This is a genomic window from Azospirillum sp. TSH20 (assembly GCF_003115935.1).
Lineage (GTDB): Bacteria > Pseudomonadota > Alphaproteobacteria > Azospirillales > Azospirillaceae > Azospirillum.
On record NZ_LGQU01000076.1, the window covers coordinates 1 to 14,755 of the forward strand.

Consider the following 14,755-nt stretch of genomic DNA (forward strand, 5'->3'; position numbering starts at 1 on the left):
CCCCCCCCCCCCCCCGGGGGGGGGGTTGGGGGGGGGGGGGGAGCGTGGGGTGGATTGGTCGGCGGAGCGCGCTGAATTCTCAGCGAAGTCACGCTGTGCGTCCCCCTCACCCCGACCCTCTCCCCGGGGGGGAGAGGGGGATATGGATTGGGGAGAGGAAGAATCCTCCCGAGTCAGTTTCGATTCCAGCCAGTCGGGCCAGACCGCCGTGTCGTCCAGCCTCACATAGGCCATGCCGGTCAGGCCGGTTTTCACCCGCTCGATGTAGCGGGTCACCAGCGCTTCCGGGACGCGGGCCTTGACGCGGAACATCATGCGGTCGCGTTCGGACTTGGTCTCCACCTGCTTGGGCGTGAACTGGGCGCGCGGGGCGACGAAGGTGACCATGGCGGGGATCGCGATGTCGGGAACGGCGTCCAGCAGGATGCGGGCCTCGGCGCCGAGCGCCAGGTTGCCCGCCGTGTCGGTCGGCAGGAAGAAGGTCATGTAGACATTCGACAGGTCGAGCAGCGTCGCCGCCTTGCCGCCGGCGGCCAGCACCTCGCCGGGTTCGGCCAGACGATAGAGGACGCGGGATTTGCGCGGCGCCTTCAGCACGCCGTCGGCGACCAGGGTGGTCAGGCGGTCGACATCGCCGGCCTCGGCGGTGATCGCCTCGTCGGCGCTGGCGAGGTGGCTCTTGGCGGCGTCGAGCGCGGCGTCGGCGGTGCGGCGGCTGTTGCGGGCCTGATCGACACGCTGTTCGGAGACATGGCCCTTGCCGAACAGGACCAGCGCCCGCTCCATCTCCTTGGCGGCGAAATCGGCCTCGCTGGCGCGCTGGGCGACCAGGGCGGCGGCTTCGTCGCGGGCGCGGCGGGCCTGGCGCAGCTGGGCCTCGGCGGAGCGGAGCTGCGCTTCCAGGTCGCGGGTGTCGAGCGTGGCGATGACGGCGCCGGCCTCCACCAGATCGCCCTCCTGCACCGGGATGGTCAGGACGCGGGCGGCGTATTTGGTGGCGATGTCGATCTCGTTCGCCTCGATCCGGCCATTGCCGGAGGCGAAGCCGGCGGGCAGCCGGTTGCCCTGCATCGCCCGCCAGCCATAGGCGGCACCGGCGCCGAGCAGCGCCAGCACGACCACGGCGATGAGGATGCGCTTGACGGTCATGGCTGCGCTCCCTTTCCGGCTTTGCCGTCCTTGTCCAGCGCGCCCATCACGCCGGCCAGGATGCGTTCGCGCGTTGCGTCGTCGGGGGCGGCGTCCAGCGTGCGGCGGAGCGCCAGCAGCGCTTCGGCATAATGGTTGTGCCAGTCGAGGCCGGCGGCGAGGTCGGCCGGGGCGAGGCGCGGGTGGCGGTCGGCCGGCACCAGCGGGCGCGGGGCGGCGAGGTCGACGCGATCGTCCAGCGCCGGCTGGGCGATGCGCTCCGCCGACCAGCCCTTGTCGATCAGGGCTTGGCGGATGGAGGCGCGGGCGGGCTCCTCGCCATGGACCAGGAACAGGCCGTGGCCGACGCCGTGGCGGGCCTCCACCCAGTCCAGCAGGGTGGTGCGGTCGGCATGGCCGGAATAGACGTCGATCGAGCGGACCTTCGCCTTCACCGCGATTTCCTCGCCATGGATGCGGACGCGGGGGGTGCCCTCCTGCAGCAGGCGGCCCAGCGTGCCGGGGGCCTGATAGCCGACCAGAAGAACGGTGTCCTGCGGACGCCACAGGCGGTTCTTCAGGTGGTGGCGGATGCGGCCGGCGTCGCACATGCCGCTGGCCGCCATGATGATGGCGCCGCCGGAGAGGGTGTTGAGGCGCTGGCTTTCCGGCACGCTGCGGACATGGTGGAAATTGGCGCGGGTGAAGGGGTCGCCGTCGGTCTCCAGATCGTCGAGATGGCGGCGGAAAACGCCGGTCACCGCGTCGGCGAGCGGCGAATCGAGGAAGACATCCACCGCCGGCAGCTGGCCGCCGTCGAACAGGCAGTCGAGGTCGTAGAGCAGTTCCTGCGTGCGCTCCACCGCGAAGACCGGGATCAGCAGGACGCCGCCGGCCGCCAGAGCCGTCGACACTTCGGCGCGCAGCACCGCCTGCCGCCCGGCCTCGTCCAGGTCGGCGCGGTCGCGGTCGCCATAGGTGGTCTCCAGCACCATCCAGTCCGGCCGCTCCGGTCCCTCGGCATCGGCGTGGAAGCTCTTGCCGCCGGGGCCGATGTCGCCGGAGAACAGGATGCGGGTGGGTTCGCCAGCGCCAGTGTCAAAGCCGCTTATGGCTTCGATCTCGACGGAGGAGGAACCAAGGATGTGGCCGGCCTGCCAGAAGCGGGCGCGCAGGCCGGGCAGGATCTCGATCCAGCGGTCGTATTCGACACGGCGGAGCCGGCGCAGGCTGCGGATGGCGTCGTCCTGGGTGTAGATCGGCTGGACGGCGGCCCGGCCGCGCTGGCGGTTGCGGCGGTTCAGCCGCTCCACTTCGCCCTCCTGGATGTAGCCGCTGTCGGGCAGCATGTATTCCAGCAGGTCCACCGTGCCGCCGGTGGCGTAGACGCGGCCGCGGAAGCCGAGGCGGGTCAGCTTCGGCAGCAGGCCGGAATGGTCGATGTGGGCGTGGGTCAGCAGGACCGCGGCGATCGAGGACGGATCGAAGGGGAAGGGGCGGTAGTTCAGCTCCCGGATCGTCTTGGTGCCCTGGAACATGCCGCAATCGATCAGCACGTCGCCGTTCGGCGTGGACAGGCGGAAGCAGGAGCCGGTCACCGTGCCGGCGGCACCATGGAAGGTCAGCGACAGGGACATTGGTTGGCTCCTTGGCTGGTCGTCACCCCACCACCCGCACCCCATTGTCGTCGGCGGCATAGGCCTGGGCGAAGGTGAAGTCGGCGTTTGTGCTGGCGTGGATGCGGTACAGCGGCTCGCCCCGGCGCACCGGGTCGCCGACCTTGCGCAGCAGATCGATGCCGGCGCCCTTGTCGGTCGGCGCGCCGGCCAGCCGGGCGATGCGGGCGAGGCGGTAGCAGTCGAGTGACGATACCACCCCGTCGACGGGGGAGGCGACCTCGGCGACCAGGGATCCCAGCGTCGCCACGGCGGGCGGCGGACCCTGCATGGCGATGATCCGTTCCATCGAGGCCAAGGCGGCGCCGGATTCCAGCAGGTCGCGCGCCCGGCGGTTGCCGCTGCCGCCGCGGACGGCGGGGTCGAATTCCAGGATGCGGCCGGCCAGCAGCAGGGCGCGTTCCTTCAGGTCGGCGGGGCATGCCGGGTCGTTGCGCAGAACGGCCATCACGTCGCGCGCCTCCAGCACCGGGCCGATGCCGCGCCCGACCGGCTGCGAGCCGTCGGTGATCGCCACCTCCAGCGTCAGGCCGAGCCGGTCGCCGACATGCTCGAACAGCTTGCGCAGGCGCACCGCATCGCCGGCGCTGCGGATCTTGGCGCTGGGGCCGACGGGGATGTCGATCAGCAGATGGGTGGAGCCGGCCGCCACCTTCTTCGACAGGATGGAGGCGACCAGCTGTTCGCGGGTGTCGATGGCGAGCGGACGTTCGACCGAGATCAGGATGTCGTCGGCCGGCGACAGCCGGACATGGCCGCCCCAGACCAGGCAGCCCTTGGCCTCGCGCACCAGGGCCTGCATGCGCTCCATCGGCACGTCGACGTTGGCCAGCACCTCCATGGTGTCGGCGGTGCCGGCGGGCGAGGTGATGGCGCGCGATGACGTCTTGGGGATCGGCAGGCCGTGGGCGGCGACGATCGGCACGACGATCATCGAGGTGCGGTTGCCGGGGATGCCGCCGATGCAGTGCTTGTCGGCGATGGCGCCCGCGATACCGTTGGGGCCGTCCCAATGCAGCCGGGTGCCGGCGGCGACCATGGCGCGGGTCAGGCCCAGAACCTCCGCCGTCGTCATGAAGCTGGCGCAGGCGATCAGGAAGGCGGCGATCTCGATCTTGGAGTAACGCTGGTCGGTGATGTCGCGGATGATGGCGGCAAGCTGGTCGTCGGTCAGGGCGGCGCCGCCGACCTTGGCGCGCACCAGCTCGAAACTCTCCGGCGGGGTCGGGGGGACGAGATGGACGGCGGAGCCCTCCGCAAGGCCGAGCTGGCCGAAGGCGGGGTCGGACAGGCCGATTTCGTCGGGGGCGACGATGGCGGGGTCGTCGACGATGTTCAGCACCGCCAGCAGGGAGCGGCCGTCGTTCCGCACCTCCACCCGGCCCAGCCCGAGGAAATCCTCGACATGGTACCGGGTGCAGCGGCGGTTGAGGAAGGCGACGTTTTCCCGGACGGTGTCGATCGCCAGATGTCGAAGCGTCAGCATACGCACAGTCTACGCCCGGCCCCGCCGCTTAGCGACGCCGAGCCTGCGAGGCTGCCATGTTGGGCCTTACGCGCCGCGGTTGATCCGGATCATTGGCGGGGCGGAGGGGGTGTGGTTTGGGGGGCAACCACTCCCCCTCACGTGCTCTCCCGCGCGATGAAGGTCAGGCCGAGGTCGAGGCGGCGTTGCGGCGGCTCCTTGCCGTCCATCAGGTCGAGCAGCATGGCGGCGGCGTGGCGGCCGATGGCGTAGCGCGGCGTGGCGACGGTGGTCAGCGTCGGAGTGGTCCAGGCCGACGCCGGCAGGTCGTTGAAGCCGGCGACGGCGAGCTGGTCTGGCACGCGGATGCCGCGCCGCTGGCACTGGAACAACGCTCCTTGGGCCAAGTCGTCGTTGCAGAAGAAGACGGCGTCGCAGTCGCTGTTCTCCGCCATCAGCCGGTCGATCATCGCCGCGCCGAGGTGGATGGAGGACGGGTCGGGCAGGCGCCAGACGCGCTTTTCGTCATACAGCCCCGCCTCCTCCAGCGCGTGGCGGTAGCCGTCGAGGCGGGCCAGCGTGCGGGGATCGAGCTGCACGGCGACGAAGCCGATGCGGCGGTAACCGCGCTCCAGCAGGTGGGTGGTCATCAGCCGGCCGCCCTCCTCCTGCGAACAGCCGACGCTGAGGCTGTCGGGGTCGTCCAGCAGCTCCATCATGTGGACGGTCGGGCTGGAGAGGGCCGACAGATAGGTGCGGGTGACCTCCGTATGGTCGGTGCCGGTCAGCAGGATGCCGTCGGGCTGGAACTGCAGGTAGGTGCGGATCAGCCGCTCCTCCTCCACCGGGGAATAGTGGGTGACGCCGATCAGGGCGCGGTAGCCGCGCGGCAGCAGCATGTCGTGGATGCCGGCCAGCGTCTCGACGAAGACCATGTTGGTCATCGACGGGATCAGCACCGCCACCGTCATCGACCGCGCCGAGGCGAGCGCGCTCGCGGCCTGATTCGGCACGTAGCCCATCGACTGGGCGGTGTCGAGGATGCGCTGGCGAAGCTCCGGCGCCACCAGCTCCGGCCGCTTGAAGGCGCGCGAGACGGTGATGGCGCTGATGCCCACCCGCTCCGCCACGTCCGCCATGGTGGCGCGGCCGGTGCGCGAGGAGCGCGGCTTGCGCGTCTTGACCGCCGAGGATGCTGGCCGATCACCGCCACGGGTCGTCACAGGGCTTCGTCCTTTCAATTCCGGCGATCCGATTCCGGCCGGCGCGACGGAAGGTCGCGCGGGCTCGCCGGTCACCGATGTGTATCATGCTCAGCAACAGCCGCATGCCATGCAGAGCTTGAGCCTGCAACCCGCGGCCATCCCCGATCAGTTTGTCCGCAACTCAAACAAAACTCTTTACGCGCGTCAAGGTTAGCGCTAACAGTATCAGCAACTCGTCTCGGCGTCATCCGTGCAGTCCGGCCTCCATGGTCGTAGACCTCTCAGTGACCCGCGAATGATAGCGCTAACATAACCTTGTCAGTGCGTGGCCCGCCGCGACCCTGGTCGCGGACGCCGTCCCGCACCGGTATTCGGGAACATGAGCCTCATGAACGGTCCCCCCATCGCGCCGTCCTCCGGCATGACCGCCCCTCTGACCGAACCTCCGTCCGGGAATGCGGCCGGCGCCGAACCGCTGATCGTCGTGGTGATGGGCGTGGCCGGCTGCGGCAAATCCAGCGTCGGCCAGACGCTGGCCCTGGCCCTGGGCCATGAATTCATCGAGGGCGACGCCCACCACCCGCCTGCCAACATCGAGAAGATGTCGGCCGGCATCCCGCTGACCGACGCCGACCGCGACGGCTGGCTGGGCACGCTGGCCGGCTTCATCGCCGATGCCGACCGCGAGGGCAGGGGGCTGGTCGTCGCCTGTTCGGCGCTGAAGCGGCGCTATCGCGACCGGCTGCGCGGCGACTGCAAACGGGTGGTGTTCCTGCACCTGCACGGCGACAAGGCGCTGATCGCCTCGCGCATGGGGGCGCGGACCGCCCATTTCATGCCGATGGCGCTGGTCGACAGCCAGTTCGCCGATCTGGAGATGCCGGCGGCCGACGAGCCGGTGCTGTCCTACGAGGTGACGCTGCCGGCCGAGGCCATCGTCGCCGATGCGCATGCCCGCCTGACCGGCGGCGCTAGTTTTGGGAGGAACGCATGAAGCGCGTTGCTGATCTGCTGGAGCGGGTCACCGAATGGATCATGGCGCTGATGCTGGCGGTCATGGTCGGTCTCGTCTTCGGCAACGTCGTCCTGCGCTATGTCTTCAACAGCGGCATCGTCGCGGCGGAGGAGATCGCGCGGCTGATGTTCGTCTGGCTGGTGTTCCTGGGCGCCACCGTGGCGCTGCGCCACCAGCGGCATCTGGGGTTGGAGATCCTGCAGAGCCGCCTGCCGTTCAAGGTCCGCCGGGCCTGCGCGGTGATCGCGCACCTGATGATGCTCTACGCCCTGTGGCTGTTCGTGCAGGGAAGCTGGATCCAGCTGCTGATCGGCATGGAGACCTTCTCCACCGTCCTGCGCTTCCCCATGGCCTTCTATGCGGCGGCGGGCTTCTTCCCGGCCATCGCCATGGCGCTGACCGTGCTGGCGAACCTGTGGCGGATCGTCACCAACCAGCCGGGTGCCCGCATCCCCGGCGATCCCGACACCACCCTGGACCATCCGGAATCGCACGGGCCTGCCGTTGCGCCGCCGGCACCCGCCGGTGGACATGGCGCCGCTCATGGCGCCGGCCATCCGGCCGGCCACGGCGCCGCCGTCGCCAAGCACTGAGCCCAGACCGATAGATTTCCTGCGGACGGAGACGCCGCCATGACGCTCACCATTTTCCTGGGCTCGCTGTTCGGCTTCATGCTGCTCGGCATGCCCATCGCCTTCGCGCTGATGCTGACCGGCGTCGCGCTGATGGTCCATCTCGACTTCTTCGACGCCCAGCTGGTCGCCCAGAACATGCTGAGCGGCGCCGACAACTATCCGCTGATGGCGGTGCCCTTCTTCATCCTGGCCGGCGAGCTGATGAACGCCGGCGGCATCTCCCAGCGCATCATCAACCTGGCGGTCAGCCTGGTCGGCCACATCAAGGGCGGTCTGGGATACGTCACCATCGGCGCCTCGGTGATGCTGGCCAGCCTGTCGGGCTCGGCCATCGCCGACACCGCCGCGCTGGCGACCCTGCTGATCCCGATGATGCGCGACCACGGCTATCCGGTGCCGCGCTCCGCCGGCCTGATCGCGTCGGGCGGCATCATCGCCCCGATCATCCCGCCCAGCATGCCCTTCATCATCTTCGGCGTGACCACCAACACCTCGATCAGCGCGCTGTTCATGGGCGGCATCGTCCCCGGCCTGCTGATGGGCATCGGTCTGGTCTGCGCCTGGATCTTCGTCGTCCGCGACATGACGGTGAAGCTGCAGCCGAAGGCGAGCGGGCGGGAGCGGCTGAAGGCGCTGGGCGACGGCGTCTGGGCGCTGGCCCTGCCGGTCATCATCATCGGCGGCCTGCGCGGCGGCATCTTCACGCCGACCGAGGCCGCGGTGGTCGCCGCCGTCTATTCGCTGTTCGTCGCGCTGTTCGTCTACCGTCAGGTCACGCTGCCGCAACTGGTCCCGCTGCTGGTCCAGGCGGCGCGCACCACCAGCACGGTCATGTTCCTGTGCGCCGCCGCGCTGGTGTCGTCCTACATGGTGACGCTGGCCGACCTGCCGCAGCAGATGACGGAGCTGCTGGCCCCGCTGATGAGCCATCCCAAGCTGCTGATGCTGGCCATCGCCTTCCTGCTGCTGGCCGTCGGCACGGTGATGGATCTGACGCCGACCATCCTGGTGCTGGGGCCGGTGCTGACCCCGCTGGCGATCAAGGCCGGCATCGACCCGACCTATTTCGGCGTGATGTTCGTCCTGATCGGCACGCTGGGCCTGATCCATCCGCCGGTCTGCACGGTGCTGAACGTGGTGTGCGGCGTCGCCCGCATCTCGCTGGAAAGCGCCACCAAGGGCATCTGGCCCTTCCTGCTCACCTACATCGTCCTGCTCGGCCTGCTGATCGCCGTGCCGGAGATCGTCACCATGCCGCTGCACCTGTTCCATTGACGCCTACCAAGACCAATCAGAACGAAACACCAGATCTCAAGGGAGTTCGACACCCATGTTCCGCAAACTGCTGCTCGCCACCGGCATCGCCGCCGCCCTGCTCGCCCCGATCACGGCCTCCGCACAGGACGTGAAGACCCGCATCATCCGCTTCGGCTACGGCCTGTCGGAGAGCAGCAACCAGGGCCGGGCGGTGAAGTATTTCGCCGACGAACTGTCCAAGCGCAGCGGCGGCAAGCTCAAGCTGAAGGGCTTCGGCGACGCCAGCCTGGGCAGCGACATCCAGATGCAGAACGCCCTGATCGGCGGCGCGCAGGAGATGATGGTCGGCTCCACCGCCACGCTGGTCGGCATCGTCAAGGATTTCGGCGTCTATGACCTGCCCTTCCTGTTCAACAACGAGAAGGAAGCCGACGCCGTGCTGGACGGCCCGTTCGGCGAGAAGCTGCTGAAGTCGCTGAACGACAAGGGGCTGGTCGGGCTGGTCTATTGGGAGAACGGCTTCCGCAACCTGACCAACAGCAAGCGCCCGATCACCAAGGTCGAGGACATGGGCGGCATCAAGCTGCGCGTGATGCAGAACCCGGTCTACATCGACATGTTCAACCGCTTCGGCGCCAACGCGGTGCCGCTGGCCTTCTCCGAGCTGTTCACCGCGCTGGAGACCGGCACGGTCGACGGCCAGGAGAACCCGGTCACCACCATCCAGTCATCCAAGTTCTATGAAGTCCAGAAGTACCTGACCATTTCCCGCCACGTCTACAGCCCGTGGATCATGCTGGCCAGCAAGCGCTGGTACGACGGCCTGTCGGCGGACGAGAAGAAGATCCTGAACGAGGCCGCCGTCGCCTCGCGCGATTTCGAACGCAAGGACAGCCGCGAGGCCTCGGCCCAGAGCGTGGCCTACCTGAAGGAAAAGGGCATGCAGATCAACGAGCTGAGCCCGGCCGAGCTGGACCGCATGCGCGAGATGGTCAAGCCGGCCTTCGACAAGTACGCCGCCGACGGCGGTGCCGAGGTGCTGAAGGACCTGCAGTCCGCCATCGCCGCCGCCCGGAAGTAATCACGGGCGACGCATGCCGACGTTGTGAAGGGGGCGGACCGGGACGACCGGTCCGCCCCTTTTTCTTTGTGTCGCGGAGTGAAGGTTGTATGCGCCCGAAAGATTCGGGTGATGGTCCCAAAGTATGAACTTTCAGACCAAGGTATGAGCGCTTGCCATTTTTGAAAGTTTTCCTCTTCATCTGTTGGGATGACAGATATATTAGCAATTAATTTACTTCAATTTAACAGAACTGCGCGACAGTCGGTAAGGGGGTGTCGGACCCTTGTCCGGGTATGTCGTGGGGATCATCGATGTTCAAGAAGTTGCCTTTGGTGACCAAACTGGTTTTGGCGATCGGCGTGGTTCTGCTGGTCGGGCTGGGGATCGGCACGGTCGTGATCTCCGCCAAGAGCGGGGCCGATACCGACGCCTTGTCCTTCAAGGTCGGGGACGAACTTGGCAAATACCATGCCGAAACCGTCGAGCGGCGCCTGAACGACGCCATGAACATCAGCCGCCTGATGCGGACCACCCTGCTGAGCCTGAAACGCAGCGGCGTCGCCGACCGCGCAAAGCTGAACGACTGGCTGAAGAGCCTGTTGGAGAGCAATCCCGCCCTGATCGGCGTGTGGGTCGGCATGGAGCCGAACGCGCTGGACGGCAAGGACTCCGACTTCGTCAACAGCGCCGGCAGCGACGCCAGCGGCCGCTTCATTTCCTATTGGAACCGCGGCAGCGGCAAGGTCCAGTTGGAGGCGCTGACCGCCTATGACGACCCCGGCCCCGACGGCCTCTACTACCAGCAGGCCAAGCGCACCGGCAAGGAGGTGATCGTCGAACCCTACAGCTATGTGGTGGCCGGCAAGACCATCCTGATGGTGTCGCTGGTGGTTCCGATCATGGAAGGCGGCAAGTTCGTCGGCGTCGCCGGCGTCGACATCGCCACCGACGAGATCTGGAACGAGCTGAAGACGGCGAAGCCTTTCGGGACGGGGTCTGTCTTCCTGATCTCCAACGGCGGCCTGTGGGCCGGCTACAGCAACGCCGACCATATGGGCAAGTCGATCCTGCAGACCAACGAACGGCTGAAGGAGGCGTTGCCCGCCATCCGCGACGGCAAGACCTTCGCCCATTTCTCGGTGTCGGCCAGCCTGAAGACCGAGGTCAAGCAGCTGTTCCGGCCGGTCGAGATCGGCGATTCCGGCACGCCCTGGTCGGTGTTGATCAATCTGCCGATGAACCAGATCGAGGCGCCGAAGGAGGAACTGCGCAGCTTCATCGCCGTCGGCGCCGTGCTGCTGACCGTCGGCCTGCTGCTGGCGCTGTGGCTGTCGACCCGGACCATCGTCGGCACGCCGCTGCGCCGGATCATCGCGACGGTGGAGGCGCTGACCGCCGGCCGGCAGGACGTGGAGGTGCGCGACCGCGACCGCGCCGACGAGATCGGGTCGATCAACAAGGCGCTGCAACTGTTCAAGGAGAATGCCGGCCGCGTCGCCGAGATGGAGGAGCAGCGCCGCCGGGACGAGGCGCAGGCCGCCGAACGGCGCAGGCAGGATCTGGCCCGCATGGCCGACCGGTTCGAGGGCACGGTCGGCGGTGTGGTCGCCAGCGTGACCGAGCAGGCGGAGCTGATCCGCACCGATTCGGAAGGGCTGTCGGCCATCGCCGAGCAGACCAACGCGCAGGCCTCCGCCGTCGCCAGCGCCGCCGACGTCGCCAGCAGCAACGTGCAGACGGTGGCCGCCGCGGCGGAGGAGCTGGCCCACTCCATCGAGGAGATCAACCAGCGCATCGCCGCCTCGTCGCGCATGGCGAACGACGCGGTGGGCGAGGTCGAGAAGACCAACGGCACCGTCGCCGGCTTGGCCGAAGCGGCGCAGAAGATCGGCGACGTGGTGAACCTGATCCAGTCCATCGCCGGCCAGACCAACCTGCTGGCGCTGAACGCCACCATCGAGGCGGCGCGGGCGGGGGAGGCCGGCAAGGGCTTCGCCGTCGTGGCGCAGGAGGTGAAGAACCTCGCCAGCCAGACCGCCAAGGCGACGGAGGAGATCGCCGCCCAGATCGCCGAGATCCAGTCGGTCAGCGGCAGCGCCGTCGGCGCCATCCAGGCCATCGGCCGCACCATCGTCGGCATCAGCGAGACGGTCACCGCCGTCGCCGCCGCGGCGGAGGAGCAGGGGGCGGCGACCCGCGAGATCAGCCGCAACGTCCAACAGGCCGCCGCCGGCACCCGCGAGGTGTCCACCAACATCGAGGGCGTCACCCGCGCCGCCAGCGAGACCGGCAGCATGGCCTCCCAGGCGCGGGCGGCGGCCGACACGCTGTCTCACCAGTCGGCGCAGCTGCGGACCGAAGTGCAGCGCTTCGTGGCGACGATCCGGGAGGGGTGAGTTGGGCGTCGGCTCCTTGTGGAGCTAGACCCCCACCTAACCTCCCCCGCTCTCAGCGGACCTATGGTCCGCCTGCCGCGTCAGCACAAAGCAAGGCTTTGTGCGAGAGCTGGGCGGGGGAGGGACTGCCGCCGCCCTCCCGAACAAGCACCAATCCCCTCCCCCGCCCAGCGGGGGAGGGTTAGGGTGGGGGTCTAACCTCGCCCCCTCAACAATCAAAAAACACCGTCTCCCCCTCGCCCTGCAGGCGGATGTCGAAGCGGTAGACCACGCCGCCCGGCACTTCGGCGCGCTGGGCGATCAGGGTGTCGCGGCGGTCGGGCGGAACGGTGGTCAGCACCGGGTCCGCAGCGTTCGCCGCAGTCTCGTCGGAGAAGTGCAGGCGGGTGAAGGCGTGGCTCAACATGCCGCGGGCGAACACCGTCACCGCGATGTGCGGGGCGTGGCCGGGGTCGCAAACACCGGGCTTCACCGTGTCGAAGAAGTAATAGCCGGCGTCGTTGGTGCCGCAGCGGCCGAAGCCTGCCGCACCGGGGGCGTGGCGGCCGTCGGCGCCGGCCTGCCAGATCTCCACCACGCAGTCGCGGATAGGCTGGCCTTCGCCGTCATAGACGACGCCCTCGATGCGGATGTGCTCGCCCGGCATGTCGCGTGTCGCCAGCCGGTTGGTCGCCAGCGGGCGGCGGCCGTAGAGTTCCGGCGTCCAGGCATAGGCGAAATAGGGGCCGACGGTCTGGGACGGGGTCTGTTTCAGCATCGTGGTCATCTCGGGTCAGCCCTCCATCGGCGTGGCCTGGCGTCCGCGCAGGACGATGTCGAATTCATAGCCGAGCGCCCACACCGGCTCGGTCACGTCGATGGAGAAGCGGGAGACCAGCAGCTCGCGCGCGCCCTCCGGCACCCCGTTGTAGATGGGGTCGAGCGGCAGAAGCGGGTCGCTCGGGAAATACATCTGGGTGACCAGACGGGTCAGGAAGGACGGCCCGAACAGCGAGAAATGGATGTGCGCCGGACGCCACGCATTGTGGTGGTTGCCCCAGGGATAGGCGCCGGGCTTGATCGTGGTGAAGCGGTAGCGGCCCTGATCGTCGGTGATGCAGCGGCCGGCTCCGAAGAAGTTGGGGTCGTGCGGCGCATCATGCTGGTCCCAGCGGTGGACGTAGCGGCCGCAGGCGTTGGCCTGCCAGATCTCCAGCAGCGTGTGCGGCACCGGCCGGCCGCTCTCGTCCAGCACGCGGCCGGTGACGATCATGCGCTCGCCGATCGGCTCGCCGTTGACGCGGCCGTTCTTCGTCAGGTCGTTGTCGAGCGGATCGACGCTGTCATGGCCGAACACCGGGCCGCTGCGCACCGACAGGCACTGCTTCATCGGGATCAGCGGCTTGGACGGCGAGCGCAGCACCGTCGATTTGTAGAGCGGCGACAGGTAGGGCGGGTGTTGCGCCCAATCGCGGGGGCTGAAATCACCCTCCGCCTCGTGAACGGCTGTGTCCATCTTGGGGGTCCCTCCTTGGGAGCGGTCAGCTTTGCCGATCTTGTGTTTGTCGGTGGTGATCGAGCACGCGGTCGATGAAGTGGGAGGCGGAGCCGGTGTAGTTCAGCGGGTCGAACAGGCGGTCGAGGGCGTCCGAACCCAGCGCCTGCACCAGCTCGGCATCCTCGGCCAGCACGTCGCGTAGCGGGCGGGCGGAGGAGGATGCGCGGCGGCTGGCCTCGGCGACGCGGGAATGGGCGGCCATGCGGCCCATGCGGTCGCCCAGCGCCATGGTGACGGCTTCGGCCAGGATCAGGCCGCGGGTCAGGTCGAGGTTGGCGCGCATGCGCTCGGCATCGATGGTCAGGCCGGCGATGGTCTCGCGGGCATGGCGGGCGGCGCCGGCGACGAGGCGGCAGAGGTCGGGCAGCGCCTGCCACTCGGCATGCCAGCCGCCGAGGCCGCGTTCATGCTCCTGCACCTGCGCGGCCAGCAGCCCGCCGACCAGGGCCGGGGCGCGGATGGCGGTGGAGAGCAGGACGGCGCAGGACACCGGGTTGCGCTTGTGCGGCATGGTGGAGGAGCCGCCGCGGCCGGGGGCGGACGGCTCGAAGGCTTCGGCGACCTCCATCTGCATCATCAAGGAGATGTCGCGGCCCAGCGTGCCGAGCGTGCCGCCGAGGATGCCGAGGGATGACGCCAGTTCCGTGATGCGGTCGCGGCTGGCGTGCCAGGGCAGGGCGGGCAGGGGGAGGCCGAGTTCGCCGGCCAGGGCCTCCGCCACCGCCGGGCCGGCATCGCCCAATGCGGCAAGCGTTCCTGCGGCGCCGCCGAATTGCAGGGCGAGGCGGCTGCGGGACGCGGTGATCCGATCGCGGTCGCGGCCCAGCGCGTCGAGCCAGCCGGCGGCCTTCAGGCCGAAGGTGGTGGGCAGGGCGTGCTGCAACCACGTGCGGGCGACCATCGGCGTGGCGCGGTGGCGGTCGGCGAGGTCGGCCAAGCCGTCGGCCAGCGCTGCCAGATCGGCGTCGAGGCCGTCGAGGAAGCGGCGCAGCTGCAGCATCAGGCCGCTGTCCATCGCGTCCTGGCTGGTGGCGCCCCAGTGGACGTAGCGGGAGGATTCCTCGTCGGCGGTCTTCACCGCGCGGGTCAGGTGCTTGACCACCGGGATCGCGGTGTTGCCGGCCAGCGCCGCCTCCGCCCCCAGCGCGGCCAGGTCGTAGAGGTCGGCCCGGCAGGCTGCCTCGATGGCCGGAACGGCACGGGCGGGGATGACGCCGACCGCCGCCTCCGCCCGCGCCAGCGCCGCCTCGAAATCCAGCATGGCTTGCAGCCTTGCGGTCGGGGAGAAGGCATCGGCCGCCGCGTCGCTGGTGAAGAGCGGGTCGAGCAGCGGGTCGGCATGGTGGATGGCGGTCATGGTCGGCTCACCCCTTACTTT

Annotated in this window: 12 protein-coding genes; 5 read left to right on the top strand and 7 right to left on the bottom strand. The window is 68.9% G+C overall.

All coding sequences use genetic code 11. The annotated features are described in order from the left end of the window. From TSH20_RS20525 to TSH20_RS20540, 4 genes are all read right to left on the bottom strand, one after another. Nucleotides 1-1,149, bottom strand: a 1,149-nt coding sequence (locus TSH20_RS20525; RefSeq protein WP_247874496.1) for an HlyD family efflux transporter periplasmic adaptor subunit, incomplete at its 3' end; no start/stop codon positions are given. Then, the gene (locus tag TSH20_RS20530) at nt 1,146-2,765 is read right to left on the bottom strand and encodes an MBL fold metallo-hydrolase (protein ID WP_109076442.1); all 1,620 of its coding nucleotides are present in this window, start codon (nt 2,763-2,765) and stop codon (nt 1,146-1,148) included. The genes TSH20_RS20530 and TSH20_RS20525, both read right to left, overlap by 4 nt. A gap of 22 nt (nt 2,766-2,787) precedes the next feature. After that, nucleotides 2,788-4,290: a thymidine phosphorylase family protein gene (locus tag TSH20_RS20535; RefSeq protein WP_109076443.1), complete on the bottom strand. Its 1,503-nt coding sequence runs from the start codon at nt 4,288-4,290 to the stop codon at nt 2,788-2,790. Nucleotides 4,291-4,427: 137 nt separating this feature from the next. Next, complete coding sequence (locus TSH20_RS20540; RefSeq protein ID WP_247871321.1) at nt 4,428-5,492, bottom strand: LacI family DNA-binding transcriptional regulator; 1,065 nt, start codon at nt 5,490-5,492, stop codon at nt 4,428-4,430. A 370-nt stretch (nt 5,493-5,862) separates the two neighbouring features. Here TSH20_RS20540 and TSH20_RS20545 point away from each other — a divergent pair, with 370 nt between their 5' ends. From TSH20_RS20545 to TSH20_RS20565, 5 genes are all read left to right on the top strand, one after another. Further along, complete coding sequence (locus TSH20_RS20545) at nt 5,863-6,468, top strand: gluconokinase (RefSeq protein WP_109076444.1); 606 nt, start codon at nt 5,863-5,865, stop codon at nt 6,466-6,468. Then, nucleotides 6,465-7,082 (top strand): TRAP transporter small permease, encoded by a 618-nt coding sequence (locus TSH20_RS20550; protein WP_247871322.1) that lies wholly within the window; start codon nt 6,465-6,467, stop codon nt 7,080-7,082. The genes TSH20_RS20545 and TSH20_RS20550 overlap by 4 nt, the downstream gene beginning before the upstream one ends. Before the next feature lie 39 nt (nt 7,083-7,121). Then, on the top strand, nt 7,122-8,399 hold the full coding sequence (locus tag TSH20_RS20555) for a TRAP transporter large permease subunit (protein ID WP_109076445.1): 1,278 nt from the start codon (nt 7,122-7,124) through the stop codon (nt 8,397-8,399). Nucleotides 8,400-8,454: 55 nt separating this feature from the next. Continuing rightward, the gene (locus TSH20_RS20560; protein WP_109076446.1) at nt 8,455-9,462 is read left to right on the top strand and encodes a TRAP transporter substrate-binding protein; all 1,008 of its coding nucleotides are present in this window, start codon (nt 8,455-8,457) and stop codon (nt 9,460-9,462) included. Nucleotides 9,463-9,776: 314 nt separating this feature from the next. Next, a complete protein-coding gene (locus TSH20_RS20565; RefSeq protein ID WP_247871323.1) occupies nt 9,777-11,840 on the top strand; it encodes a methyl-accepting chemotaxis protein in 2,064 nt (687 codons plus the stop codon). Between the two features lie 208 nt (nt 11,841-12,048). Here the strand turns inward: TSH20_RS20565 and pcaG are convergent, their stop codons facing one another. The 3 genes from pcaG to TSH20_RS20585 are packed head-to-tail and all read right to left on the bottom strand — an operon-like array spanning nt 12,049 to nt 14,734. Then, nucleotides 12,049-12,606, bottom strand: coding sequence for a protocatechuate 3,4-dioxygenase subunit alpha (pcaG, locus tag TSH20_RS20575; protein WP_109076448.1), 558 nt, complete (start codon nt 12,604-12,606; stop codon nt 12,049-12,051). Nucleotides 12,607-12,612: 6 nt separating this feature from the next. Then, nucleotides 12,613-13,335 carry a protocatechuate 3,4-dioxygenase subunit beta gene (gene pcaH / locus TSH20_RS20580; RefSeq protein WP_109076449.1) on the bottom strand — a complete coding sequence of 241 codons (723 nt, stop codon included), beginning with the start codon at nt 13,333-13,335 and terminating at the stop codon, nt 12,613-12,615. A 25-nt stretch (nt 13,336-13,360) separates the two neighbouring features. Continuing rightward, a complete protein-coding gene (locus tag TSH20_RS20585; RefSeq protein WP_109076450.1) occupies nt 13,361-14,734 on the bottom strand; it encodes a 3-carboxy-cis,cis-muconate cycloisomerase in 1,374 nt (457 codons plus the stop codon). Nucleotides 14,735-14,755 lie beyond the last annotated feature (21 nt).

What these genes read in the sequence shown, in the direction of transcription:
- TSH20_RS20530 (WP_109076442.1), bottom strand. Translation starts at nt 2,765, where the DNA reads ATGTCCCTGTCGCTGACCTTCCATGGTGCCGCCGGCACGGTGACCGGC.
- TSH20_RS20535 (WP_109076443.1), bottom strand. Translation starts at nt 4,290, where the DNA reads ATGCTGACGCTTCGACATCTGGCGATCGACACCGTCCGGGAAAACGTC.
- TSH20_RS20545 (WP_109076444.1), top strand. Translation starts at nt 5,863, where the DNA reads ATGAACGGTCCCCCCATCGCGCCGTCCTCCGGCATGACCGCCCCTCTG.
- TSH20_RS20550 (WP_247871322.1), top strand. Translation starts at nt 6,465, where the DNA reads ATGAAGCGCGTTGCTGATCTGCTGGAGCGGGTCACCGAATGGATCATG.
- TSH20_RS20555 (WP_109076445.1), top strand. Translation starts at nt 7,122, where the DNA reads ATGACGCTCACCATTTTCCTGGGCTCGCTGTTCGGCTTCATGCTGCTC.
- TSH20_RS20560 (WP_109076446.1), top strand. Translation starts at nt 8,455, where the DNA reads ATGTTCCGCAAACTGCTGCTCGCCACCGGCATCGCCGCCGCCCTGCTC.
- pcaG (WP_109076448.1), bottom strand. Translation starts at nt 12,606, where the DNA reads ATGACCACGATGCTGAAACAGACCCCGTCCCAGACCGTCGGCCCCTAT.
- pcaH (WP_109076449.1), bottom strand. Translation starts at nt 13,335, where the DNA reads ATGGACACAGCCGTTCACGAGGCGGAGGGTGATTTCAGCCCCCGCGAT.
- TSH20_RS20585 (WP_109076450.1), bottom strand. Translation starts at nt 14,734, where the DNA reads ATGACCGCCATCCACCATGCCGACCCGCTGCTCGACCCGCTCTTCACC.